The 24,454-nt window shown below is 73.4% G+C and carries 19 protein-coding genes and 7 pseudogenes; 9 read left to right on the top strand and 17 right to left on the bottom strand.

Going from position 1 to position 24,454, the window contains the following annotated elements:
* Window positions 1-89: 89 nt before the first annotated feature.
* From MF408_RS22430 to MF408_RS22420, 3 genes are read right to left on the bottom strand one after another with little or no spacing between them, the layout of a single operon-like run.
* A complete protein-coding gene (locus tag MF408_RS22430) occupies window positions 90-674 on the bottom strand; it encodes a DUF2231 domain-containing protein (protein ID WP_240249475.1) in 585 nt (194 codons plus the stop codon).
* Window positions 671-1,507 (bottom strand): MBL fold metallo-hydrolase, encoded by an 837-nt coding sequence (locus tag MF408_RS22425; protein WP_240249474.1) that lies wholly within the window; start codon window positions 1,505-1,507, stop codon window positions 671-673. Before MF408_RS22425 ends, MF408_RS22430 begins: the two co-directional genes overlap by 4 nt.
* The gene (locus tag MF408_RS22420) at window positions 1,507-2,223 is read right to left on the bottom strand and encodes a hemerythrin domain-containing protein (RefSeq protein ID WP_240249473.1); all 717 of its coding nucleotides are present in this window, start codon (window positions 2,221-2,223) and stop codon (window positions 1,507-1,509) included. The genes MF408_RS22425 and MF408_RS22420 overlap by 1 nt, the downstream gene beginning before the upstream one ends.
* A gap of 527 nt (window positions 2,224-2,750) precedes the next feature.
* On the opposite strand from MF408_RS22420, the gene MF408_RS22415 reads away from it, so the two are divergent.
* Window positions 2,751-4,058 (top strand): FAD-dependent monooxygenase, encoded by a 1,308-nt coding sequence (locus MF408_RS22415; RefSeq protein WP_240249472.1) that lies wholly within the window; start codon window positions 2,751-2,753, stop codon window positions 4,056-4,058.
* A gap of 910 nt (window positions 4,059-4,968) precedes the next feature.
* Here the strand turns inward: MF408_RS22415 and MF408_RS22410 are convergent.
* The 5 genes and pseudogenes from MF408_RS22410 to MF408_RS22390 form a co-directional block, all read right to left on the bottom strand.
* The gene (locus tag MF408_RS22410) at window positions 4,969-6,354 is read right to left on the bottom strand and encodes a glycoside hydrolase domain-containing protein (RefSeq protein ID WP_240249471.1); all 1,386 of its coding nucleotides are present in this window, start codon (window positions 6,352-6,354) and stop codon (window positions 4,969-4,971) included.
* A 100-nt stretch (window positions 6,355-6,454) separates the two neighbouring features.
* A pseudogene (locus MF408_RS22405) lies at window positions 6,455-8,839 on the bottom strand (excinuclease ABC subunit UvrA).
* A 128-nt stretch (window positions 8,840-8,967) separates the two neighbouring features.
* Window positions 8,968-9,423 (bottom strand): pyridoxamine 5'-phosphate oxidase family protein, encoded by a 456-nt coding sequence (locus MF408_RS22400; RefSeq protein ID WP_240249470.1) that lies wholly within the window; start codon window positions 9,421-9,423, stop codon window positions 8,968-8,970.
* A 6-nt stretch (window positions 9,424-9,429) separates the two neighbouring features.
* A complete protein-coding gene (locus MF408_RS22395) occupies window positions 9,430-9,930 on the bottom strand; it encodes a VOC family protein (protein WP_345893793.1) in 501 nt (166 codons plus the stop codon).
* Window positions 9,858-10,326: pseudogene (locus tag MF408_RS22390) on the bottom strand (helix-turn-helix transcriptional regulator). Before MF408_RS22390 ends, MF408_RS22395 begins: the two are co-directional and overlap by 73 nt.
* A gap of 98 nt (window positions 10,327-10,424) precedes the next feature.
* Between MF408_RS22390 and MF408_RS22385 the strand changes: the two are divergent.
* The 3 genes from MF408_RS22385 (at window position 10,425) to MF408_RS22375 (ending at window position 12,293) form a co-directional block, all read left to right on the top strand.
* Entirely contained in the window at window positions 10,425-11,096 is a 672-nt protein-coding gene (locus tag MF408_RS22385; protein ID WP_240249468.1) for an SRPBCC family protein, read from the top strand.
* Window positions 11,096-11,602: a metalloregulator ArsR/SmtB family transcription factor gene (locus MF408_RS22380; protein WP_240249467.1), complete on the top strand. Its 507-nt coding sequence runs from the start codon at window positions 11,096-11,098 to the stop codon at window positions 11,600-11,602. The genes MF408_RS22385 and MF408_RS22380 overlap by 1 nt, the downstream gene beginning before the upstream one ends.
* Before the next feature lie 166 nt (window positions 11,603-11,768).
* Window positions 11,769-12,293 carry an META domain-containing protein gene (locus tag MF408_RS22375; RefSeq protein WP_240249466.1) on the top strand — a complete coding sequence of 175 codons (525 nt, stop codon included), beginning with the start codon at window positions 11,769-11,771 and terminating at the stop codon, window positions 12,291-12,293.
* 5 nt (window positions 12,294-12,298) lie between these two features.
* Here the strand turns inward: MF408_RS22375 and MF408_RS22370 are convergent.
* Window positions 12,299-13,316, bottom strand: a pseudogene (locus MF408_RS22370) (zinc-dependent alcohol dehydrogenase family protein).
* Between the two features lie 82 nt (window positions 13,317-13,398).
* On the opposite strand from MF408_RS22370, the pseudogene MF408_RS22365 reads away from it, so the two are divergent.
* The 5 genes and pseudogenes from MF408_RS22365 (at window position 13,399) to MF408_RS22350 (ending at window position 17,699) form a co-directional block, all read left to right on the top strand.
* Window positions 13,399-14,953 (top strand): annotated as a pseudogene (locus tag MF408_RS22365) (UDP-N-acetylglucosamine 1-carboxyvinyltransferase).
* A gap of 5 nt (window positions 14,954-14,958) precedes the next feature.
* Window positions 14,959-15,345: pseudogene (locus MF408_RS27355) on the top strand (glycerophosphodiester phosphodiesterase family protein); the annotation flags it as partial.
* Between the two features lie 175 nt (window positions 15,346-15,520).
* Window positions 15,521-15,739 carry a glycerophosphodiester phosphodiesterase family protein gene (locus MF408_RS27350; RefSeq protein WP_345893972.1) on the top strand — a complete coding sequence of 73 codons (219 nt, stop codon included), beginning with the start codon at window positions 15,521-15,523 and terminating at the stop codon, window positions 15,737-15,739.
* Complete coding sequence (locus MF408_RS22355; protein ID WP_345893971.1) at window positions 15,715-17,307, top strand: MFS transporter; 1,593 nt, start codon at window positions 15,715-15,717, stop codon at window positions 17,305-17,307. The genes MF408_RS27350 and MF408_RS22355 overlap by 25 nt, the downstream gene beginning before the upstream one ends.
* 2 nt (window positions 17,308-17,309) lie before the next feature.
* Window positions 17,310-17,699 (top strand): RNA polymerase-binding protein RbpA, encoded by a 390-nt coding sequence (locus tag MF408_RS22350; protein ID WP_240249464.1) that lies wholly within the window; start codon window positions 17,310-17,312, stop codon window positions 17,697-17,699.
* An 18-nt stretch (window positions 17,700-17,717) separates the two neighbouring features.
* Here MF408_RS22350 and MF408_RS22345 read toward each other — a convergent pair whose 3' ends face one another.
* The 8 genes and pseudogenes from MF408_RS22345 to MF408_RS22315 all read right to left on the bottom strand — a co-directional run bounded on the left by MF408_RS22345 (window position 17,718) and on the right by MF408_RS22315 (window position 24,430).
* Entirely contained in the window at window positions 17,718-18,188 is a 471-nt protein-coding gene (locus MF408_RS22345; protein ID WP_240249463.1) for an FxsA family protein, read from the bottom strand.
* Window positions 18,189-18,197: 9 nt separating this feature from the next.
* A pseudogene (locus MF408_RS22340) lies at window positions 18,198-18,942 on the bottom strand (polyprenol monophosphomannose synthase).
* Between the two features lie 207 nt (window positions 18,943-19,149).
* Window positions 19,150-20,514, bottom strand: coding sequence for an apolipoprotein N-acyltransferase (locus tag MF408_RS22335; protein ID WP_240249462.1), 1,365 nt, complete (start codon window positions 20,512-20,514; stop codon window positions 19,150-19,152).
* Between the two features lie 411 nt (window positions 20,515-20,925).
* The gene (locus MF408_RS22330) at window positions 20,926-21,312 is read right to left on the bottom strand and encodes a hotdog domain-containing protein (protein WP_240249461.1); all 387 of its coding nucleotides are present in this window, start codon (window positions 21,310-21,312) and stop codon (window positions 20,926-20,928) included.
* Window positions 21,309-22,055: an OAM dimerization domain-containing protein gene (locus MF408_RS22325; protein ID WP_275693521.1), complete on the bottom strand. Its 747-nt coding sequence runs from the start codon at window positions 22,053-22,055 to the stop codon at window positions 21,309-21,311. Before MF408_RS22325 ends, MF408_RS22330 begins: the two co-directional genes overlap by 4 nt.
* Window positions 22,052-22,471 (bottom strand): lysine 5,6-aminomutase subunit alpha, encoded by a 420-nt coding sequence (locus tag MF408_RS26125; protein ID WP_275693520.1) that lies wholly within the window; start codon window positions 22,469-22,471, stop codon window positions 22,052-22,054. Before MF408_RS26125 ends, MF408_RS22325 begins: the two co-directional genes overlap by 4 nt.
* Before the next feature lie 76 nt (window positions 22,472-22,547).
* Window positions 22,548-23,582: pseudogene (locus tag MF408_RS22320) on the bottom strand (lysine 5,6-aminomutase subunit alpha); the annotation flags it as partial.
* Window positions 23,583-23,605: 23 nt separating this feature from the next.
* The gene (locus MF408_RS22315; RefSeq protein ID WP_240249460.1) at window positions 23,606-24,430 is read right to left on the bottom strand and encodes an L-erythro-3,5-diaminohexanoate dehydrogenase; all 825 of its coding nucleotides are present in this window, start codon (window positions 24,428-24,430) and stop codon (window positions 23,606-23,608) included.
* Window positions 24,431-24,454 lie beyond the last annotated feature (24 nt).

The raw sequence follows: 24,454 nt of genomic DNA, 5'->3' as shown, positions 1-24,454 counted from the left end.
GAGGAGGGCGGGGGCAGCGGTCAGCGCGCGCTTGAGCATGACCGGCATCGTAGACACCTCGTGGTCGGCCCCCGGCCGACGGTGCGTCGTCACCCGACGACGAACGCCGGGTGGTGGCTGCCGACCTTGCGGACCTGGGCGAGGTGGCCGCCGAGGTAGCCGCCCACGCCGACCAGCGCGGACGCGGCCCCGGCGAGCAGCGCGCCCCTGCGGTGGTGGCCGCGGCGCCGAGCGGCCCAGGAGCAGGTGTAGACGGCGAGGGCAGCGGCGTTGGCCGCGGCGTGGACGGCGCCGGTACGGCGGTCGCGCGGGGTGGCGTCGACCCACTCGGCGAGGCCGGTGACCGCGGAGGGGACAGCGGTCAGGACGCCGAGACCGGTGAGCGTGCACGCGGCCTCGCGGCCGGCGTCGTCGCCCAGGAGGTCGAGCACCGACGCGCTCGTCCAGGCGCCCAGCGGCACCATCACGAGGAGCGGGTGGAGGGCGTGGCCGAGCCACCGGCCCTGGAGCAGGTCGCGCACCGGCGGGGGACCGGCGACGGCGGCGGCCACCGGCTCCAGCGCGCGGACGGCCGGGTCGAGCGCCTCGTTCCGCTCCAGGGCGAGGGTCCAGCGGATGAGCGGGTTGCGGCGCTCGGCTCCGGCGGTGGAGTCGCCGGGATAGGTCGCGGTCATGTCGCTCCTCCGGTCGGGTCGTCGGTCGGCATCTCGGTCGGCTGGTCGGTCAGTGACACGCGCTCGCCCCGCTCCACCCGGCGTACCGACCCGATGCCGCGTCGCACGCACTCCGCCTCGAAGTCGGCGACCGGCGAGCGGAAGACGCCGTAGTCGTCGTGGTGGATCGGCACCGTCGCGTCGGCCGCGAGCAGCTCCGTCAGCCCGGCGCCCTGCTCGGCGTCCATCGTCACGAGGATGCCGAAGGCGCGGGTGCCGCCGAGGTGGAGCACGGCGGCGTCGAGGTGGCCGTGCCGCTCGGTGACCTCGCGCAGCCACGGGCGGAAGAGGGTGTCGCCGCTGATGTAGGTGCGGTGACGCACCGCGCCGGCCTCCCGCAGCTCCAGGACGGTGCCCATCACCGGCGGCATCACGTGCCGCATCGGACCCGGACCGTGGACGCCGGGCGCCGACGTCACCTGCAGCTGCCAGCCGTCGCGCTCGAGCACCCGTGACTCCCAGGTCCGCAGCCCCTCGGCAGCGCCGAAGCCCCAGCGGTCGAGCTTGCGGGCGGCCGCCGGCGTCGTCAGCACCGGCAGCGAACGGTCGAGCTGCTGCCGGGCGACCCGGTCGAAGTGGTCGCCGTGGAGGTGGGAGAGCACCACCGCGTCGAGCGAGGGAAGCTGCGCGGGCTGGAGCGACGGCTCGGTGAGGCGTCGTGAGAACAGGCCCTTGCCGAGGTAGACGAGCTGTCCGCGGTGGAGGAAGTTGGGGTCGGTCAGCAGGGTGAACGGTCCGAGCCGGAGGATCGTCGTCGCCGTGCCGACGAACTCCAGCGACGCGCTCGCGGTCATCAGGGCTCCGTCCCGGTCGACGGGTCCTCACCGCGGCGCAGCGGGCCGAACGTCTCGACGCGGCCGGCACCCCGGGCGAGCAAGGCGCTGGCGGTGCGGAACCGGTCGGCCGCCCCGCTGGGCACGCGGTCGGAGCGTGCGGCGGCATCGAGCCCGTCGCGGGCCCGGTCGAGGACCGTCAGGGGCAGTGCCGCGAGAGCGTTGCCCGGCGGCCGGCGCGACACCACCGGGTGCGGTCGGGTGGGGGCGGTGCGGCGCACGGCCTCCCAGGCGACGCCCAGCGCGCGCAGCCGTCGTACGTCGACCGCCTGCTGCAGGCGGGGGAGCAGCTGGTCCTCCTCGTCGCGCACGTCCTCGCGCAGCACCTCGACCAGGCGGCCGACGACCTGCTCGCGTTCCTCGCCGGTGAGGTCCGCCGACTCCAGCCGGGTCCACAGCTCGTTGACCTCCTGGTGCTCCTGCTCGACCTGGAGGGTGAGTGCCTCGCCGTCGGGGAGCGTGCGCCGCAGCTCGGGCCACAGCACCGACTCCTCGGCGAACGCGTGGGGGAACACCAGGCGCGCCACCCGGTGCAGGGCGGCGTCCTGCGCGGTGCCGCTCGTGGCGAGCACCTCCTCCAGCAGCCGGTCGAGCACGACGTGGTCGCGCTTCTGGCGCACCAGCACGCTCCACGGCCCGCCCAGCTCGTCCTCGGACTGGTCGGCGAGTGATCGCATTCGGGCTCCCTCCGTCGAGAGCGCGGTACCCCGACGGGCGTGGGACACGCGCCCCGTTCCGCGGCGATTCCGGACCGACGCGGTGGGTCTCGACCTGACCGGCACCGGCGCGTGAGGGGGAGTGTCCGCGAGCCGGTTCTGTGGAGGGCTACGGGGGCATGGAAGCGATTAACTTGACATAATGTCACTTATCGGCGACTTGGACGAGGGGTGAAAGCTCCTCGCGCCGGACGCCGCGCCAGGCCGGAGACGTCATACGAACCGTGGGTCATCGCCCACGGTTCGTATGACCTCCCGCGTGGTCGGCAGTCGGCCGCGCCGCGATCCCGACAACGTCATACGGACGGGGGCGCTATAGCCCACGATTCGCATGACGTCCCGCGCTGCCCGGCCCCCGAGAACGACGAAGGCAAGGAACCCGTCGGCCCCTTGCCCTCTCCAACGTATAGCGCACAGGGGGTCTTGCGGCAAGACCCCCGGTGGGGCGCAGACTGCTCGACCTTGCCCGTGCGAACGGAAGGTGGAGCATGACCGAGGTGATCGTCGTCGGGGCCGGCCCGACGGGACTGATGCTGGCCGGCGAGCTGGCGCTCGCAGGCGTCGACGTGACCGTTCTCGAACGCCGGACGAGTGCGGGTCTGGTCGGCACCCGGGCCCGCGGGTTCCATGCGCGGACGATCGAGCTCCTCGACCAGCGCGGGATCGCCGACCGGTTCCTCGCGGCCGGGCAGACCGTGCAGGCCCTTGCCTTCGACGGCACGCCGCTCCCGGTCGCCGACCTCCCGACGCGGCACCCCTACACGCTGGCCCTCGGGCAGAGCGGCGTCGAGGAGGTCCTGCTCGGCTGGGTCGAGGAGCTCGGCGTGCCGGTACGCCGAGGTGTCGAGGTCACCGGGTTCACCCAGGACGACGGGGGCGTCGACGTGCACGTCGCCGACGATGCGCCGCTGCGCACGGCGTACCTCGTCGGCGCCGACGGCGGGCGCAGCGTGGTGCGCAGGACGGCGGGCATCGAGCTGGTGGGCGCCGAGCCGACGCGGAGCCACCTGATCGCGGAGGTCGCCGTGACCGAGGAGGCGCCGCCGGGCATCCGGCTCGACGAGGTCGGCATCCACGCCGTCAACGCGGTGCCGGGTGCCCCGACCGTCGGCGTCGTGGTCACCGAGCAGGAGCTGCGGACCGGCGCCGAACCGTCGCTCGCGGACCTGCGGACCGCACTCGTGGCGGCGTTCGGCACCGACTTCGGTGCCCACGACCCGACCTGGATCTCCCGGTTCACCGATGCGGTCCGGCAGGCGAGCGCCTACCGCTCCGGTCGGGTGCTGATCGCCGGCGACGCCGCGCACGTGCACCCGCCGACCGGCGGCCAGGGCATCGGCCTGGGCGTGCAGGACGCGGTCAACCTCGGGTGGAAGCTCGCGCAGGTCGTGCGTGGCGACTCCCCCGACGCCCTGCTCGACACCTACCGGGCCGAGCGTCACCCGGCCACGGCGCGGGTGCTCGGCAACGTCACGGTGCAGGCGCTCCTGCAGCGCGGCGACGCCCGCACGGGCGCCGTGCGGGACACGTTCGCCGAGCTCCTCGCGTTCGACCAGCCGCGGCTCGCGCTCGCCGGTCTCCTCACCGGCCTCGACATCCACCTCGACCTCGGCGACGGCCACCCGCTGCTCGGCCGGCGCGTCCCGGACCTCGATCTCGTCACTCCCCGACGGCCCGACCCGCGTCTTCGAGCTCCTCCACGACGCCCGGCCGCTCCTGCTCGAGCTCGGCGCACCCGGCATCGACATCGCCCCCTGGGTCGACCGGGTGCGCCACGTTCGCGCCGCCCAGCGTGAGCAGGCTGTGACCTGGGAACTCCCCATTGTCGGCGCCGTCAGTCCCCCGGCCGCTCTCCTGGTCCGGCCCGACGGGCACGTGGCCTGGGTGGGCGACGGGACCACGACAGGCTTGGACGAGGCGCTGACGACCTGGTTCGGACCTCCTGTACGGTCGTACAGTACGAACGTATGAACCCGACCCCTGGAGGTAGAACGGTGGACAAACGGCGAGGAGGTATCGCCCTCGGCATCGGCATGATGCTCGTCGGGCTCGTGATGTACGTGATCTTCCGCGACACCGAGACTCCGGTGGTCGGTGTGCGCCAGGCCGGTGTGGTGATCGCCGTCCTGGGGAGCCGTCGAGCTCGCCGTCGTCTGGTGGGACGGCAGGCGCGCTCGGTAGGAGGCAGAGCCGATGACGAACGAGCGCCTCCTGACAGCGGTGTTGGACGTCCTGGCCGACCAGGGCGTCGCCGGGCTCAGCGTGCGGGCGGTGGCGCACGCGGCCGGAGTGTCGGCGGCGCAGGTCCAGTACTACTACCGCACGAAGCGGGACCTGGTCCGCGCCGCCTACGACCACGCCTGGACGGAGTTCGTCGGTGTCCTCGACGCGGATCAGCCGCAGACGCTGACCGACGTGGTCCTTCGCTGGCTGCCCCTGGACGACGCCCGCGAGCGGCGGGCGCGGGTGTGGCTCGCCTACGCCGAGATGGCCGTGCACAACCCTGCACTGGCGGCCGAGGCGGCGCGGCAGGACGCCGACCTGCGCGCGTGGTACGCCTCGACCGGCCTGCCGGACGAGCAGGCCGCCCAACTCTTCGCGGTCGTCGACGGCGTGACGGTCCAGTGCCTGGTGCTTCCCCTGGCGGAACGCCGCGCGCTCGTCGAGCGCACGGTGCTGCCCCTGGTCGATCGGATGCAGGCAGACCTACTCACCGCCGGATCGGCAGCGCCCTCCCCGGGCCAGCGCGTTCCACACCCGGTCGGTGACGACGCCCCTGTCGCCGATGCCCAGGCGCACCCGGTAGCGCTTCACCGCGCGGGCGGTCTCGCGGCCGAAGCTGCCGTCGACCCGCACGCCGGGGTCGCCCAGCGCCACGGCGAGCGAGCGCTGGAGCCGGCGCACGTGGTCGCCCCGGGCGCCACGCTCGAGCTCCGGGGTCGCGCCGCGGGAGAGCAGCGCCACCCAGGTGCGACGGTCGACCGCGCCGGTCACGGGCAGCCCGCGGCGCTGCTGGAAGGCGCGCACCGCGCGCGTCGTGCGGGCGTCGTACCGGCCGGTGGCCTTGGTCGGGTGGACGTCACCGGGCAGCAGGCACTGGACGGTGCGGACGGCGGCACCGCGGTGCCCCGGTCGTACGGCGTCCGGTCGCGCCCGGTCGGCCCGCTGGTCGCAGCCGACGGGGCGGTGCGGACGGCTGGTGGTGCCGAGGGCGACGAAGTTCCAGTCGATGTCCATCCCGATGCCGCCGAACTCGACGCGGGTGTCGAGGGCGTACTGGTGCACCCGGCTGTCGCGGTGGAAACCAGCGTCGGCGACGTGCTCACGCGGCAGGCTGCCCGGCCGGTCGATCCACGCGTACCAGACCGCGTCCGGCCGGGTGTACCCACGACCGGTACGGCTGAGGAGCGAGATGCCGGCGTTGACGTGGGAGTAGACGCCGGAGCGGTAGCCCTGCCGGTGCAGCTCCTGGGTCCACTCCTCGAGGAACGCGAGCGACGACTCCCGGCAGCGGGTCACGCCGGTGTCGAACGGCTCGATGTCGTAGAAGACCAGCGACCCGCGCGGCAGCCGGAGGTTCCGGGCGGCCGCGGCGGCCTGGCGGGCCTGCCGCACTCCCCCGACCCGCGCGGCGAGGTAGCGCTTCCGTGGGCCGGGCTTGCTCGCGATCCGGTGGTCGTAGCCGGTGCACGACGCCTGCGGGCCGACCCAGATGGGCAGCAGCTGCCAGCCGGCTCGGCGCTGGCGGGCGACCCACCGGGCGTCGAGGTGCCGCTGCTCGCACGCGCGGTGGATGCCGCCGAGGTAGATGCCGATCCCCGAGAACGGCGACGTGGTGCGCCAGCGGTCCATCACCCGCTGGCTCGGCGCCCGGCAGGCGTCGAACGCGTGGCCCGACCAGGTGGAGCCCGGCGGCGCCGCGGGCGGCGGTGGCGGCGGGGCGGCCGCCCGGCTGACGACGGCCTCGCGGACGGTGGGCGCCCGGGTCTCCGCCTCCGCGTCGGGCGGTGTCCCGCTCGGGTCGCCGACGACGGCGGCCGTCGAGAGGAGCAGGACCAGCAGTCCGAACGCGACGAGGACAGGGGCGGGCACGCGGCCACGGAGAGACATCAGCATCAACCAGGCGGAGGACAAGGTCCCACATGGTAGGCACAGTGTCCTGACCGGCGCATGTTCCCGAGAAGGGGCGCCCTCAACTGGCGGCGACCGGCTCGCCGACGTACTCCGCGAGGTGCCGACCCGTCAGCGTCGACCGCTGGGCGACCAGCTCGGCCGGCGGCCCCTCGAAGACGACCCGGCCGCCGTCGTGGCCGGCCCCCGGGCCGAGGTCGATGATCCAGTCGGCGTGCGCCATCACGGCCTGGTGGTGCTCGATGACGACCACCGACTTGCCGGCGTCGACCAGCCGGTCCAGCAGCCCGAGCAGGTTCTCGACGTCGGCCAGGTGCAGGCCGGAGGTCGGCTCGTCGAGGATGTAGACGCCGCCCCTTCTCCTGCAGGTGCATGGCGAGCTTGAGCCGCTGCCGCTCGCCTCCGGAGAGGGTGTTGAGCGGCTGGCCGAGCTTGACGTAGCCAAGGCCGACGTCGACGAGGGCGGCCAGGATCTTGGCGGCGGCGGGCGTCCGCGCCTCGCCCTCGGCGAAGAAGCCGTGCGCCTCGGCGACCGGCAGGTCGAGCACCTCGGCGATGTTGAGCCCGCCGAAGCGCAGCTCGAGCACGGCGGCCTGGTAGCGCTTGCCGCCGCAGACCTCGCACGGGGTGGACACGGTGTCCATGAACCCGAGCTCGGTGACGATGACGCCGGCGCCCTTGCAGGTCGGGCAGGCGCCCTCGGAGTTGGCGGAGAACAGCGCCGGCTTGACGCCGTTGGCCTTGGCGAACGCCTTGCGGATCGGCTCGAGGAGACCGGTGTACGTCGCCGGGTTGCTGCGCCGCGACCCCTTGATCGCGCTCTGGTCGACCGCCACCACGCCCTCGCGGCCGGCGACCGACCCGTGGATCAGCGAGCTCTTGCCGGACCCGGCGACGCCCGTCACCACGACCAGCACGCCGGTCGGGACGTCGACGTCGACGTCCTGCAGGTTGTGGGTGGCGGCGCCGCGCACCTCGATCACGCCGGTGCGCTCGCGGACGGAGTCCTTGAGCCGCGCGCGGTAGTCGAGGTGCTGCCCGGTGAGCGTGCCGCTCTTGCGCAGGCCGCCGACGGTGCCCTCGAACACGACCTCGCCGCCGCCGGACCCGGCCGCGGGCCCGAGGTCGACGACGTGGTCGGCGATGGCGATCGACTCGGGCTTGTGCTCGACGACGAGGACGGTGTTGCCCTTGTCGCGCAGGTCCTGGAGGAGGTTGTTCATCCGCTGGATGTCGTGCGGGTGGAGCCCGACGGTCGGCTCGTCGAAGACGTAGGTGACGTCGGTCAGCGGCGACCCGAGGTGGCGGATCATCTTGACGCGCTGCGCCTCCCCGCCCGACAGCGTGCCGGAGGGACGCTCGAGCGACAGGTAGCCGAGGCCGATGTCGACGAACGAGTCGCACAGGTGCAGGAGGTTGCGGATCAGCGGCGCGACGCCGGGCTCGTCGACGCCCCGCAGCCACGCGGCGAGGTCGGTGATCTGCATTCGGCAGACATCGCCGATGTGGAGGTCCTTGATCGTCGAGGAGCGCGCCGACTCGTTGAGCCGGGTGCCGTCGCAGGCGGCGCACGCCTTGAAGACGGCGGCCCGCTGCACGAACGCCCTGATGTGGGGCTGCAGCGAGTCCGGGTCCTTGCTGAACATGGACTTCCGGATCTTCGGGATCAGGCCCTCGTAGGTGATGTTGATGTTCTCGACCTTCACCTTGCGCGGCTCGGCGTACAGCAGCTCCTCGCGCTGGGCCTCGGTCAGCTTCCCGACGGGTACGTCGGGCGGCACGACGACCTTGTAGGGCGCCACCATCCACCCGTCCGCGGTGTAGCCCGGCACCAGGATCGCGCCCTCCACCAGCGACTTGCTCTCGTCGACGATGGCGGCCAGGTCGAGGTCGGACACGCTCCCCCCGGCCCTCGCACTCCGGGCACATGCCGCCGAGGTAGACCGCGTCGCGGACGACCGTCTTCTCCCCCGCCCTTGTCCGAGGTCATCACCCCGCTGGCGCGGGTGGTGGGGATGTTGAACGAGAACGCCGTCGGCGGCCCGATGAACGGCGTGCCGATCCTGCTGAAGAGCATCCGCAGCATCGCGTTGGCGTCGGTCACCGTGCCGACCGTCGACCGCGCGTTGGCGCCCATCCGCTCCTGGTCGACGATGATCGCGGCGGTGATGCCCTCGAGCAGGTCGACCTCCGGCCGGGCCAGCGACGGCATGAACCCCTGGACGAACGTCGAGTAGGTCTCGTTGATCAGCCGCTGCGACTCCGAGGCGATCGTGTCGAACACCAGCGAGCTCTTCCCCGACCCCGACACCCCGGTGAAGACGGTCAGCCGGCGCTTCGGGATGTCGACGCTGACGTCCTTGAGGTTGTTCTCGCGGGCACCGACGACGCGGATCAGCTCGTGGCTGTCAGCGGGGTGCGGTGACGTGCTGCCGGCCTGGCTCATGGATCTCCTCGGGAGGTGGGTCGGGCTGGTGGCCGCCGCTCATTATGGGGCCGGGCGCCGACACCGGGGCGGCGGCGGAACCGGCGGCGAGGTGCTCGCGCAGGCCCCTCATGCACATGGCGTCCTCCTCAGCCGAGCCAGGCGCCGTCGCGCATCAGCGTGCGCCCCGGGATCTCGTCGGCCTCGCGCCAGGCCTGCACGCGGCTGGGCCGGAGCACGACGAACACGTAGCCGGCGCTGCCCCGGGGGTCCCAGTCGGCCTGCGCGGCGTACCGCTCCCCCAGGTCGGCGTCCTCGTCGACGTCCACGGCCCGGTCGAGGACGGCGTCGATCATGACGACGTCCCGGGTCGGCCCGACGCCGAGCCGGGCGGTGCGCGTGGCCAGCAGGTTGCGTGCGGTGCGCGAGGTGCGGTCGAGCGCGATCACGACGTGCTCGTCCACCCACGCCAGCGACAGGGGCACGAGGTACGGCGTCCCTTCCGGCGAGGCGGTGGCGACCCAGACGTCGATCGCGGGGGTCGTCAGCGTCGCGAGCGCGTCGGTCCTGCGGGTGCCGCGGTCGCGCGGCGGTGCGGTGGTCATCCGGTCTCAGTCGACCTGCTGGATGCGGACCGTGTTGCCGGCGGGGTCGCGGAACGCGCAGTCGCGGCTGCCCCAGTCCTGGTCGGTGGGCTCCTGCATGACCTCGCCGACGCCGGCCGCCTGCACCCGGTCGAAGACCGCCTGCAGGTCCTTGGAGGCGAGCATGATGCTGGCGTAGGTGCCCTTGGCCATCATCTCGGCGATCATCTTCCCCTCGTCCTCGGTGATGCCGGGGTCGGCGGTCGGCGGGTACAGCACGACGTTGGTCTCGGGCTGGCGGGGCGGGCCGACGGTCAGCCAGCGCATCGTGCCCTGCCCGACGTCGTTGCGCACCTCGAACCCGAGCGCGTCGCGGTAGAAGGCGAGCGACGCGTCGGGGTCGGTGTGCGGGAGGAAGCTGGCGTGGATGGCGATGTCGATGTCGGTCATGCCGGTCACGTTAGAGGCGCCGCTGCGGCGCCGGCTTCTCGATTCCTGATCGGTCTGGTGACCCGCTTGGCGATGCACGGCGGCAGGTCGACCGGCGCGTCCGCCGCCCGTCGGCGGTAGCCGCTCGGCGACACGCCCACCAGCTCGCTGAACCGGGTGCTGAAGGTGCCGAGGGAGGAAAAAGCCGACCCGGAAGCAGACGTCGGTCACGCTCAGCTCGCTGTGCCGCAGCAGTGTCATTGCCCGCTCGATGCGGCGCGTCATGAGATAGCTGTACGGCGACTCGCCGTACGCCCGCTTGAACTCGCGGCTCAGGTGGCCCGCCGACAGGTGCACGCCCCGCGCGAGCGCCGGGACGTCGAGCGGCTGCGCGTACTCGCGGTCGATCCGGTCGCGCACCCGGCGCAGCAGCGCGAGGTCGCGCAGCCGCTCCGGCCGGACCGCGCTCTCCGCCGCCCCTGGTTCCTCCGCCATGGCGCCATCATCGCGCACCCTCGTGGCTCTTGCCCGGCGGCGGCGTCGCCGGCTACGGTGAAATATATAAGCCGCAACTTATGAGAGAGGCTCCGCCCATGTCCCTGATCTCCCATCCCGCCTCGCTCGCGGGCCTCGTCACCCGTGAGGTGCGCACCGGCAGCCGCGACGGCGTCGCGACCCGCGTCGCGGTCGCCCGCCGCACCTACCCGACGGACAGGGACGACCTCTGGGACGCGCTCACCAGCGCCGAGCGGCTGCCCCGCTGGTTCCTGCCCGTCAGCGGCGACCTGGAGGTCGGCGGCCGCTACCAGCTCGAGGGCAACGCCGGCGGGCTGGTCGAGCGCTGCGACCGACCGTCGTCGTTCGCGGTCACCTGGGAGTACGGCGAGATGGTCTCGTGGGTCGAGGTGCGCCTCCTCCCCGACGGTGACGGGACGGCCCTGGAGCTCCTCCACGAGGCGCCGGTGGACCCGGAGATGTGGGAGCAGTTCGGCCCGGGAGCGGTCGGCGTCGGGTGGGACCTCGCCCTCATGGGGCTCGGCGTGCACCTGGAGACGCGGGAGGCGGTCGACCCCGAGGCGGGCGCCTCGTTCGCGCTCACGCCGGAGGGCACCGAGTTCGTCCGGACGGCGGCGGCCGGTTGGAGCGAGGCGGCCGCCGCGGACGGCGACGACCCGGCGGTGGCCGCCGCTGCGGCCGAGCGGACGGTGGCCTTGTACACCACCGGGCCCGAGGGCGGCACTCCCGAGGACGGCGCCGACCGTTAGTGGACGCCTTCGACGCCCTCGGGGACCCGGTACGCCGGCTGATCCTGCTGGTGCTGTCGGCCGGCGAGCAGTCGGCGGGCGCCGTGGTGACCGCCGTGCGGGCGCACTCCCCGATCTCCCAGCCGGCGGTGTCGCAGCACCTGCGGGTGCTCCGCGAGGCCGGCCTGGTCGCGGTGCGGCCCGAGGGCGCCCGGCGGCTCTACCGGCTCGACGCCGACGGGCTCGAGGCAGCCCGCGCCTGGCTCGGCGGCCTGCTCGACCCCCTCGGCGGCCTCGGGCACGCGTTCGACGCGCTCGGCACCGAGGTGGCGCGCGGGAAGCGGGCCCGGGTCGCGGGGGTCGGCGGCGTCCGCAGCCGGCGCCACCGACGCGCGGACCGCCTGAGCGCGGGTCAGGCCCGCCCGTCCGGACGCTCGTCCGGGGTGGACGTCTGGTGGGACTCGTCGCCGGTCCGTTCGGGGTCCTCGGTGCGCTCGTCGGACTCGCGGAGGATCTGCTCGGCCTGACGCTCCTCGACCTCGCTGCCGGCTGCCTGCTCCTCGGGCAGCAGCTCGGAGCGGCTCTCGACGCGTTCGTCACCGGGGTGCTGGCTCATGCACCGCAGGTACCCCGCTCCTCGACGATGACCCGTCCGCGGCGGAACCGCGAGCGGGTCGCGCCCGTCCGACCGGCATGCCCCTCCCCCGCCGGCCCGTGCTCCCGGCCCTGCTGCTCCCGGCGGCGCTCCCGCTCTTGGCGGGTTGCGGCTCCGACACCGGCGCGGCCCGTGACGACCCGGCGGCGCTCACCCTCGACGCGCTCGACGGGCGCGCCTTCGAGGGCGACGACCTCGACAGCCCCGACCGCGCGCTCGTCCCCGGCACCACCGTGCGGCTGCGGTTCGACGGCGACGAGCTCTCCGCCGACACGGGCTGCAACCACCTGTTCGGGACGGCTGACGCCGACGACGGCTCCCTCGTCGTCACCGACATGGGCGGCACGGAGATGGGGTGCGACCCCGCCCGGCACGACCAGGACGCCTGGCTGACGGCGTTCCTCGGCTCCGGCCCGCGGGCCGTCCTCGACGAGGCGATCCTCACGCTGAGCGCCGACGGCACCACCCTGGTGCTGCGCGAGGCGCCGGTCGAGCACGGCGACGGCGACCCCGACCGGCCCACGAGCGACCAGGACGTCGGGTCCACCCGGTCCGCCGGGTAGTGCCGTCAGGGGCGGAGCAGCACCTTGATCGCACGCCGCTCGTCCATCGCCCGGTAGGCCTCGGCCGCTTCGTCGAGCGGCATCGTGGCGTCGAAGACCTTGCCCGGGTCGATCCGGCCGTCGAGCACCAGGTCGAGCAGCTCGGGCAGGTAGCGCCGGACCGGTGCCATCCCGCCGCGGAGGCCGACGTTGCGCTGGAACATCCGGCGCACCGGCAGCTCGACGCCGTGCGGCACCCCCGACGAAGCCGACCGTCGCACCGGGACGGGCGACGGAGAACGCCGTGTCCATCGCCTGGCCGGTGCCCACGCACTCCAGGACGGCGTCGGCGCCCACTCCCCCGGTGACCTCCATGACCTCCGCCACGCCCTCCTCACCCCGCGCGGCGACCAGGTGGGTGGCGCCGAAGTCCTTCGCGAGGACCTGTCGCGACTCGTGGCGCGACATCGCCACGATGGTCTCGGCACCCATCGCCGACGCGGCCAGGACGCCGCAGAGCCCGACCGCGCCGTCGCCGACGACCACCACCGAGCCGCCCTCGCGCACGCCGGCGCACACGGCGGCGTGCCACCCGGTCGGCATCACGTCGCTGAGCGTGAGCAGCGAGGGAAGCAGGGCGTCGTCGGGCACGCCGTCGGTGGCGACCAGGCTCCCGTCGGCCTGCGTGACCCGCGCGTACTCGGCCTGCCCGCTGACCGTCATGCCGAGGTTGGTGCACGCCGACTGCACGCCGGCCGCGCAGTGCGGGCAGGTGCCGTCGCAGTGGCAGAACGGCACGACCACGAAGTCGCCGGGCCGGAACCGGCGTACGTCGGCGCCGACCTCCTCGACCACGCCGACGCACTCGTGCCCGATCGTCGCGCCGGGCCGGATCCGGTTCTCGCCGCGGTAGGGCCACAGGTCGGAGCCGCAGACGCAGCCGGCGACGACCCGCACGACCGCGTCCGTCGGCTGCTCGACGCGGGGATCGGGGACGTCCTCGACCCGGATGTCGCGGGGGCCGTGGATCGTGGTGGCACGCATGGCGACCATCCTGCCGTACCCTGGTGACGCGCCGCGGGCCGCCCCGGCTTGCGATATCTCATATATGAGTTACCGTCGTAGCATGACGGTCACCAGCCACCTCGAGCACGGCGAAGTCGACTACAAGGGTCGGATCGGCAACCTCATCCGTGATGCCCGCAAGCACCGCGGCCTCACCCAGGCCCAGCTCGCCGGCCGGCTCGGCACCAGCCAGAGCGCGATCAACCGGATCGAGAAGGGGCACCAGAACCTGTCCCTGGAGATGATCGCCCGGATCGGCAGCGCGCTCGACTCCGAGATCGTCGCGCTCGGCGCCGGCCCGACCCACCTGCGGGTCAAGGGCCCGACGACGCTCTCGGGGAGCATCGACGTCAAGACGTCGAAGAACGCCGGGGTAGCGCTGCTGTGCGCCTCGCTGCTCAACCGCGGCCGTACGACGCTCCGAAAGGTCGCCCGGATCGAGGAGGTCAACCGGCTGCTCGAGGTGCTCGGCAGCCTCGGCGTCCAGACGCGCTGGATCAACGAGGACAACGACCTCGAGATCGTGCCCCCGCGCGAGCTCGACCTCACCCGGATCGACGAGGTCGCCGCGCGGCGTACCCGCTCGGTGCTGATGTTCCTCGGCCCGCTGCTCCACCGCTCGGACTCCTTCGAGCTGCCCTACGCCGGCGGCTGCAACCTCGGCACCCGCACCGTCGAGCCGCACATGTCCGCGCTCCGGCCGTTCGGCCTCGAGGTCAAGGCGAGCGACGGCTGGTACCACGGGCGCGTCGACCGGGCGATCGTGCCGGGCCGCCCGATCGTGCTCACCGAGCGCGGCGACACGGTCACCGAGAACGCGCTGATGGCCGCCGCCCTGCACCCCGGCACGACCGTCATCCGCAACGCCTCGTCCAACTACATGGTCCAGGACCTCTGCTTCTACCTCCAGGCGCTCGGCGTCCAGGTCGAGGGGGGTCGGCACCACCACGCTGACCGTCACCGGCAAGGAGTCCATCGACGTCGACGTGGACTACTCGCCCAGCGAGGACCCGATCGAGGCGATGTCGCTGCTCGCGGCCGCGATCGTCACCAAGTCGGAGATCACGATCCGGCGCGCCCCGATCGAGTTCCTGGAGATCGAGCTCGCTGTGCTGGAGGAGATGGGGTTCCGCTACGAGCTCTCCGAGGAGTACGTCGCCGCCAACGGCCGCACCCGCCTGGTCGACGTCCGCACGCTGCCCTCGGAGCTGGTCGCGCCCCGCGACAAGATCCACCCGATGCCGTTCCCCGGCCTCAACATCGACAACCTCCCGTTCTTCGCGGTCATCGCCGCCGTCGCCCACGGGCAGACCTACCTCCACGACTGGGTCTACGACAACCGGGCGATCTACCTCACCGACCTCAACAAGCTGGGCGGCCGGGTGAGCCTGCTCGACCCGCACCGGATCATGATCGAGGGCCCGACCTCGTGGACCGGCGCCGAGCTGATGTGCCCGCCGGCGCTCCGTCCGGCGGTCGTGGTCCTGCTGGCGATGCTGGCCAGCAAGGGCACGTCGGTGCTGCGCGGCACCTACGTCATCCACCGCGGCTACGAGGACCTCGCGGAGCGGCTCGGCTCGCTGGGCGCCGAGATCGAGACCTTCCGCGACATCTGAGCCGGATGTACCTCGAGCAGGGACGGATTCTCGCCTTCGCCCACCGTGGCGGGGCCTACCACCCCGAGATCGAGGGGCTGGAGAACACCCTGTCGGCGTTCCGCCACGCCGCCGCCCTCGGGTACGACTACCTGGAGACCGACGTCCACGTGACCCAGGACGGCGTCCTCCTGGCGTTCCACGACGCCGTGCTCGACCGGGTCACCGACCGGATGGGCGCCGTCGCCGAGCTCACGCTGGCCGAGATCCGCCGGGCGCGGATCGCGGGCCGCGAGGAGATCCCGACCCTCGCCGACATCGTGGACGCGTTCCCCGAGGCGCGCGTCAACATCGACATCAAGTCCGCCGGGGCGGTCGACGCCCTCGCGGCGTTCGTCCGGGAGCGCGACCTCTGGGACCGGGTGCTGGTCGGGTCCTTCTCCCCCGCCCGGGTCCGGCGGTTCCGCCGGCTCACCGGCGGCCGGGTCCCGACCGCCGCCCACCCCTGGGGAGATCCTCGCCTTCCGGCTGCTGCCGAGCGCCCGGCTCGCGGCCCGCCTGGCCGGTCGCGACTTCGCGGCCCTCCAGGTGCCGCACCGCCGGGGCCCGCTGCGGGTGGTCACCCCGGGGTTCGTACGACGGGCGCACGCGGCGGGCAAGCAGGTGCACGTGTGGACGGTCGACGACCCCGCCGAGATGGAGGAGCTGCTCGACCGCGGCGTCGACGGCCTGTTCACCGACCGCACCGACCTCCTGAAGGACGTGCTGGTCGCGCGCGGTCAATGGCGGGCCCGCCCCGCCCGGTAGGCCACACTGGTCGGCGACGGGAGGGAGCCCCGATGAGCACGCCACCGATCGCCGACCTCGGTCCGCTGGAGCGGGCCCGCGAGCAACGCGCCTGGTTCTTCTACGACTGGGCCAACTCGGCCTTCGCCACCACCATCGCCGGCGTCCTCTTCGCGCCTTACCTGATCACCGTCGCCGAGCGCGCGGCCTGCGGGTTCGTCAGCGACGACGACCGCGACTGCACCGGCAGCATCGACCTGCTCGGCCTCGCCATCTCCCCCGGCTCCCTGCCGTCGTACGTCATCACCTTCTCCACCATCCTCGGGGCGGTCCTCTACCCGCTGATCGGCGCGATGGCCGACCGCACGGCCCGCAAGACCGACCTGCTCGCCGGCTTCGCGTGGACCGGCGCCACGGCCGCCGCCCTGCTGTTCTTCCTCACCGGCGACAGCTGGGTCTTCGGCAGCGTCGTGTTCATCGTCGCCAACCTCTGCTTCGGGGCCTCGACGGTCGTCAACGACGCCCTGCTCAACCTCATCTCTGAGGAGCACGAGCGCGACCGGGTCTCCTCGGTCGGCTGGGCCTACGGGTACGCCGGCGGGGTGCTGCTGCTGGCCGTCAACTTCGGTGTCGTCACCTTCCACGACAGCCTCGGGATCAGCACCGAGATGGCGGTGCGGCTCAGCCTGCTGTCGGGCGCGGTGTGGTGGGCGGCGTTCACGTTCATCCCCTGGCGCGGCATCCGGCACCGGGCGCCCGTCGCCGTGGAGGAGGTCGAGGGCGGGCTGCTCGCCCGCTCGTTCGGGCAGCTGTGGGCGACGCTGCAGGACCTGCGCGGCTACCCGGTCGCGCTCACGTTCCTCCTCGCCTACCTGTTCTTCAACGACGGCATCCAGACCGTCATCGCGTCCGCCGCGATCTTCGGGGAGAAGGAGCTGGGGTTCAGCACGAGCACCGTCCTGGCGACCTACCTCCTCGTCCAGCTCGTCGCCGTCCTCGGCGCCCTCGCGTTCGGCAGGGTGGCGCGGTGGTACGGCGCCAAGCGGGTGATCCTCGGCGGCATCGGGCTGTGGATGGTGCTGGTCACGCTGGCGTGGTTCGTGCCGGAGAAGAGCCTGCTGCCGTTCCTCGCGCTCGGCGCCGGCATCGGGCTGGTCCTCGGCGGCACCCAGGCGCTGGCCCGGTCCTACTTCTCCCTGTTCATCCCGCGCGGCAAGGAGGCGGAGTACTTCAGCCTCTACCACGCCATGGACCGCGGCACCTCCTGGCTCGGCACCCTCGTCTTCGGCCTCGTCCACCAGTTCACCGACTCCTACCGGCCGGCCGTCTTCGCCCTGATTTTTCTTCTTCGCCGTCGGCGGCCTGCTGCTCCTCAAGGTCGACACCCGGCGCGGCATCCGGGAGGCGGGCAACCAGCAGCCCGCTGTGATCTGAGCCGCGATCTGCGGACGGTTGAAACCTTTCCGGCGCGGGTAGCGTTGAACAGATACAGGCGGTGCCGGGTCAGCACGGTCCGGGGAGATCCCCCGGCGGCCCCCACCGCCCTCGCCCCGGCACCCGCGGGGCAGGGACACGTGAGGCGGAGGTAATCATGGCTGAGCGCACGTTGCGAGGCGCACGACTGGGCGGGCAGTCCTTCGAGGACGAGCGCGGCATCGAGTTCGCGGCCCGGCAGCAGGTCGGCTACCGGTGCCCCCACGGGCACGAGTTCGAGATCACGATGTCCGTCGAGGCCGAGGTCCCGCCGGTGTGGGAGTGCCCCCGCTGTGGCGCCGAGGCCGACAGCACCGCCGGCATCGCCCGCGAGGAGAAGGTCGAGAAGCCGCAGCGCACCCACTGGGACATGCTGCTGGAGCGCCGCTCGGAGAAGGAGCTCGAGGAGATCCTCACCGAGCGGCTCGAGCTGCTGCGCGGCGGCGAGATCGGTCCCGCGCACCTGCACCGCGCCAACGCGCGCAAGCGCAAGGCCGCCAACGCCTGACGGCCCTCCCCCGCCGGCTCAGTCGTCGACCACCTCGCCGCGCACGACGTCGTCGCCGCGGCGGTGGTCGTTGCGTGCCCTCGCGGGGTGCCCGACGACCGCCGTCGTCACCCGGGAGCCGACGTACGCCGTGAGCAGCCGGCGGAACAGCGGACGGGTGAGCGGGAGGATCAGCAGGAGGCCGATCGCGTCGGTCGCGAACCCGGGCGCGAGCAGGAGCGCTCCGCCGACGAGGACGAGCGCACCGTCGGCGAGCTCGCGGGTCGGCGGCCGGTAGGCGCGCAGCGCGTCCTGGAGCGCCTGCCAGGCGCGCCGCCCCTCGCGCTTGACGACGACCGCCCCGACGACGCTGGCGACCACGAGCAGGAGGATCGTCCACCACGCGCCGATGACCTGCCCGACCTGGATGAGGACGTAGAGCTCGACGAGCGGCGCCACGACGAAGACCACGACCAGCAGCAGCGGCCACACCCGACGTCTCGTGCTCACGCACCGAGTCTAGGTCGGCGGCCGAGGCGGCCCAGCCGGCGGAGCAGGCGGCGCGCCTGCTCCCCACCGTTCGCGGAGACCCCACAGCGTGATCCGCTGGAGCGACTCGACGGCCACCGCGCCGCTCATCTTGGAGTCGCCGCGCTCGCGCTCGACGAACGCGATCGGCACCTCGCGCACCCGCAGGCCCGCGCGGAGGCAGCGGGTCACCAGGTCGGTCTGGAAGACGTAGCCGGTCGACCGCACCGAGCCGAGGTCGATCGTCTCCAGCGCCGTGCGCCGGAACACGCGGTAACCGGCGGTGGCGTCGCGGACGTCGATGCCCAGCAGCACCCGCACGTAGAGGTTGCCGCCTCGGGAGAGCGCGACCCGGAACCACGGCCAGTTCACGACGCTTCCGCCCGGGACCCAGCGCGACCCGATGACCAGGTCGGCGGCGGGGGAGGGCCTCGAGCAGCCGGTGCAGCTGCTCGGGCTGGTGGGAGCCGTCGGCGTCCATCTCGCCGACGACGTCGTAGCCGGCGTCGAGCGCCCAGGCGAAGCCGGCGAGGTAGGCGGCGCCGAGGCCGCCCTTGGCGGTCCGGTGGAGGACGTGGACCTGCGGGTCGGCGGCGGCCAGCTCGTCGGCCACCCGGCCGGTGCCGTCCGGCGAGTTGTCGTCGACCACCAGCACGTCGACCTGCGGCTGGGCCGCCCGGAGCCGCTGCACGACCGGCCCGACGTTGTCGACCTCGTTGAAGGTGGGCACGACCATGACGACCCGTCCCTGCTCAGGCAACGGGGGCCTCGCTCGGTGCCGGGGCCGTCGGAACCGCCGCCTCCTGGGCCTCGTCCGCTGCCCGGGCCCGGTTCCTCCCCCGCCGATGGGCGACCGCACCGAGCACCAGGCCGAGGACCGACAGGCCGGTCAGTGCCCGCCAGGACCAGGGCCCGATCCGAGTCGCGGGGGTGAGCCCGCTCATCAGGCCCACCCGCTCGACCAGCACCTCGGTGGTGCGAGGCTCCGCGGCGGCCACGACGGTGCCGTCGGGGGGCGACGACGCCGGAGACGCCGTTGGTGGCCGCCACGACCAGCCAGCGCCCGGACTCGATCGCCCGCAGCCGGGTCATGGCGAACTGCTGGTCGACCTGGTCGGTGAAGATGAACATCGCGTTGCTGGTCTGCACGGTCAGCAGGTCGGCGCCGCGCACGACTTGGTCGCGCAGGACGTCGTCGTAGGCGACGTCGAAGCAGATGGCGTCGGCCACCTCGATCCCCCGCCACCCGCAGCGGCTCCTCCCGCGTGCCGGCCTTCATGTCCCGGCGGATCTGCGCCAGGTCGCCGAAGCCCGGGTCCCAGTAGCGGCGGTAGGGGATGTACTCCCCGTAGGCCACCGGGTGCTTCTTCGTGTAGCGGTCGCCGGGCCCGGACACCGGGTCCCAGACGATCCCCTGGTTGAGCACGTGGTCGGGCCCGTCGTCGACCAGGCCGCCGACCACGACCGGGACGCCGATCGCGTCGACCGCCTCCCGGATCCCGCCGTTCACGTCGGCGTCGGAGAACGGGTCGACGGCCGTGGTGTTCTCCGGCCACAGCACGAAGTCCGGTTGCGGGGCCCGGCCGGCGGCGACGTCGTCGGCGAGGCCGGTGGTGGCCTCGACGTGGTTGCGGGTGACCCCCCGGTGGTCCCAGAGGATGTCGTCACCGGGGCCGGGCACGTCCCCCTGCACGGCCGCGACCACGGCGGAGCCGTCCTCGGCGAGCTCGTACGGCGCGACGGCGGGCACCAGCAGCAGCGCCGCGAGGACGACCGGCGGCGCGATCCGCACCAGGCCGCCGCGGTCGAGCACCGCCCGGGCCAGGAGGAACGACAGCAGCGCGAGCAGGAACGACAACCCGGTCATGCCGACGTACGCGAGCGCCGGGGCGAGCGGGGTGTCGGCGACGGCGAACGACAGCCGGCCCCACGGCATCCCGCTGAACGGCCAGGTGCTGCGGATGCCCTCCATCGCCGCCCACGTGGCCGCCAGCCAGACCGGCCACGCCGGCAGCCTGGTCAGGAGCGGCACGCAGAGCCCGACAGCACCGTAGAACAGCGCCTCCGCGGTCGACAGCGCCAACCACGCGTCCTGCCCGGGGGCGGTGCGCATCCAGTAGATGTGGGTGAAGTAGAACGCGACGCCGAAGGCCAGCCCCACCAGGCCCGCACGGGGCACCGACAGCCCGTGGGTGGCGAGCGCGAAGCACGCGGGCCCGACCAGGACCAGCGGGGCGAGCGTCAGCGGCTCGTACGCCGCGGTCAGCGCCAGTCCGCCGGCGATCGCGAGGAGGAGGCGCACCAGCACGGTCCGAGCGTAGTCAGCGGCCCCAGTGCGCCGGTGGTCGGGCAACGGAAGGGCCCCGGTCGCCTTCGGACCATCCCCACCACCGACTGGCGGCCGGCGCGGGGACGTTGTCTAGGGGGGACCGGGGCCCTTCCGTGTCGCTCTCGAGGGGCGAACCGACCTCCGCGAACCGTGACGGGCGGCATTGGCGCGACACCGCCGTCGTCGGCCACTCGGACGTCGGTCCGCCTTCCTCGACCTGCACGAGCGATCGGTCACGTACTCTGACGAGCCTCACCACGAGTGTCAACCACCGGCTGACCTGCGCAGACGCGCGTCGTCGCAGGTCAGGCCGGGGTGCGTCGGGCAGGAAAACCCGCGAAAATCTCAGACCGGTCCGGCGTGTCGCTTGCGGCACGCCGGAGCAACTGGTCATCCGGGGACGACGACGGTGCCGGTCGCCGTGGTCGCGACCAGCGGTGGGTCGAGGAGCGCGGCCGCGCCCGGCCGCTCCTCGGTCGCGCCGCCGCGCGCCACCACGACCAGCGCGAAGGCCATGACCCGCGAGCGGTTGCCCACCCGGATCAGCTCGGCCGTCGCCTCCACCACGTCGCCCGCCCGGACCGGCGCGAGGAACTGCACGTCGGAGTAGGAGGCGAAGAGCCCCTCGTCGCCGTCGGTGCGGATGCACAGCTCGGTGGCGACGTCGCCGAAGAGCGCCAGGCCGTAGGCGCCGTCGACGAGGTCGCCGGCGTAGTGAGCGTGGGAGTAGGGCACGTAGCGGCGCTGGGTCGCCCGGGCCCCCACCTCGGCGGTCACGACGCCATCCTCGCCGACCCCGCGATCCGGTGGACGAGATAGCTCGCCACCTCCCCCGGTGTCGTGCCCCGCCCGAAGATCCGGTCGACGCCGAGGTCCTCGGCCATCCCCTCGTCGAACCGCGGGCCGCCCACCACCAGCAGCGGACGCCGCTCCGGCGGGAAGGCCTCGCGGAACGCGGCGGCCATCTCGCGGGTGTTGAGCAGGTGGGCGTCGCGCTGGGTCACGACCTGGGAGACCAGCACGGCGTCGGCCCGCTCGGCCACGGCCCGGTCGACCAGGTGGGGCACCGACACCTGGGCGCCGAGGTTGACCACCTTGACCTCCCGGTAGTACTCGAGCCCCTTCTCCCCCGCGAACCCCTTGATGTTGAGGATCGCGTCGATGCCGACGGTGTGGGCGTCGGTCCCGATGCACGCGCCGATGACCACCAGCCGGCGCCGCAGCATGCGCTTGACGGCGGCGTTGACCTCCTTCGGCGTGAGCAGCGGGTAGTCACGCTCGACCACCTCGACCGCGTCCAGGTCGACGAGGTGGTTGACGCGCCCGTAGACCACGAAGAACGTGAAGTCCGGACCCATCGGCTTCGCGTGCACCACCAGCGCGGGGTCGATCCCCATCTTGGCCGCCAGCTGCTGGGCGGCGCCCTCGGCCCGCTTGGAGTGCGGGACCGGCAGCGTGAAGCTCACCTGCACCATCCCGTCGCCGGTCGTGTCGCCGTACGGGAGGACCAAGGTGCTCATGACTCCTCCAGGATCTCGGTGGCCGGGTTGTAGTAGGCATCGGACCTGCGGGCCACCCCGTCGAGGCCCTTGCCGCCGTCGGCGGGTCGTCGCATGAGGCCGAAGGTGCCGTCGGCGATGGCGTCGAGCAGTCCCTCGTCGGCGATCCGCTCGAGGAGGTCGACGGCCTCGCCGAGCACCTGGCGGGCGCGGGTCGCGATCAGGCCCTCGGGCGCGGGGTGGAAGTCCTCGCGCAGGCCGCCTGCGGCGTCGAGCACGTAGCGGACGTTCTGCAGCGCCAGGTCGCGGTCGGACAGCCACGGGGTGACGACCGCCTCGGTCATCATCCCGACCAGCAGGATCCCCTGGCCGGTCATCGCACCGGCGAGGTTGAAGAACCCGTCGAGCAGGTAGCCGCGGAACACGTCGCCCGTCATGTGCCGCGTCGGGGGGCATCCACTTCAGCGGCGCCTTGGGGAACAGCTCGCGCGCCAGGAGCGCGTGCGCCAGCTCCAGCCGGAACGACTCGGGCACGGCGGGGTCGATCTCGAACGCGTGGCCCAGCCCGAGCTGCCAGTCCTCGAGCCCTGCCTCCTTGGCGAAGTACTCGTTGAGCAGCTGGCTGGTGGTGACCGTGTGCGCGGCCTCGACCGCGTCGGCGGTGGTCAGGTAGTTGTCCTCGCCGGTGTTGATGATGATGCCGGCCCGGGCGTGCACCTGGCGGCTGAACCGCTGGTCGACGAAGGTGCGGACCGGGTTGATGTCGCGGAACAGGATCCCGTACATCGAGTCGTTGAGCATCATGTCGAGCCGCTCGAGGCCCGCGAGCGCCGCGATCTCGGGCATGCAGAGGCCGCTGGCGTAGTTGGTGAGCCGCACGTAGCGGCCGAGCTCCCGGCTCGACTCGTCGAGCGCGGCCCGCATCAGCCGGAAGTTCTCCTGGGTCGCGTAGGTCCCGGCGAAGCCCTCCCGGGTCGCTCCCTCGGGCACGAAGTCGAGCAGGCTCTGGCCGGTCGACCTGATCACGGCGATCACGTCGGCTCCCTCGCGTGCCGCCGCCTGGGCCTGCGGGATGTCCTCGTGGATGTCGCCGGTCGCGACGATGAGGTAGATCCAGGGCTGCCGGGGCGCGTCCCCGTGCCGCCGGATGAGGCGGTCGCGCTCCTTGCGCCGGCGGTCGACGGTGCGGATGCCCGCCCCGACGTCGCGGCGCGCTGCGCTGCGCGCGCGGGTGGCCTCGCGGCCCTCCGGGACCCGGAACCGCACCGACCCCGCCGACGCCTTCTGCGCGAGCGTGAGCAGGTCCTCGGCCTCCCTCCGCGCCAGCGCATCCCAGACGGGGAGCGTGACGCCGTGCGCCAGGTCGACGTCGGCCCGGACGGCGTCGAGCAGCCGGTTGACCCACGGCGTGCCCTCGGCGTCCGCGCCGCCGAGCCCGGCCAGGCGCAGGGTGGCGCGCTCGACCGAGACGGTCGTGTGCTGCTGCGCAAGCCGCACGATGGGCCGGCCCGCCCGGCGGGCGAGCGACCGGGCCTTCCGGACGGTCACGGGGTCGAGGTCGAGCTTGCGGTTCACGAGAGACGCTCCTCGAGGAGCCGGCGTACGCCGGGTTCGGTGCGGACCAGGTCGAGCGCCAGGTCGCTGTGGCCGGGCACGTAGCCGTTGCCGACGAGCATCGTCACGTCGGCGGCCAGGCCCTCCGCGCCGAGCGCGGCGGCCGGGAACGACGTCGCCATCGAGAAGAAGACCACCGTGCCGCCGTCGGCCGTCGCGAGGACCGCTCCGCCCTCGCACCCCGGCACGTCCACGCAGACCACCGTGACGTCTGCCGGGCCCCCGGCGGCCGCGACCGCGTCGCGCAGTCCGACCGGGTCGCGGGCGTCGGCCACCACCACCTCGTCCGCCAGGCCGGCCGCGCGCAGCCGGCGCGCCTCGGCGTCGACGGGCACCACGCCGATGGTCCGCCGGGCGCCCGCGCGCCGGGCGGCGGCGAGGCTGAGGCTGCCCGACTTGCCTGCTCCGCCCACCACGGCGACCACCGGGGCGTCGTGCTGCCGGACCACGCGGGAGGTCAGGGCGGGTGCGCCGCAGACGTCCATGACCGCGAGGCTCAGCGCGGTCGGGAGGTCGTCGGGCAGCACGGCCGCGATCGACCGGCCGAACAGCACGGCGTATCCCTCGCACGGCACCTGCTCGGAGCGCCCGTCCCACCGGGCCAGACCGTCGGTGACCACCAGCGGGGTGAGGGTCAGCGACACCAGGGTGGCCACGCGCTGGCCCACCCGGAGCCCGAGCGGCGAGTCGGGGCCCACCTCCTCGACCACCCCGACCAGCATGCCGCCGGAGCCGGTCACCGGGTTCTGCATCTTGCCCCGGGCGGCGACGATGTCGAGCACGGCCCGCCGGACGGCGGCGCCGTC

This window comes from Nocardioides sp. TF02-7 (assembly GCF_022437945.1).
Classification (GTDB): domain Bacteria; phylum Actinomycetota; class Actinomycetes; order Propionibacteriales; family Nocardioidaceae; genus Nocardioides.
This window is presented reverse-complemented; position numbering and strand designations above follow the sequence as displayed.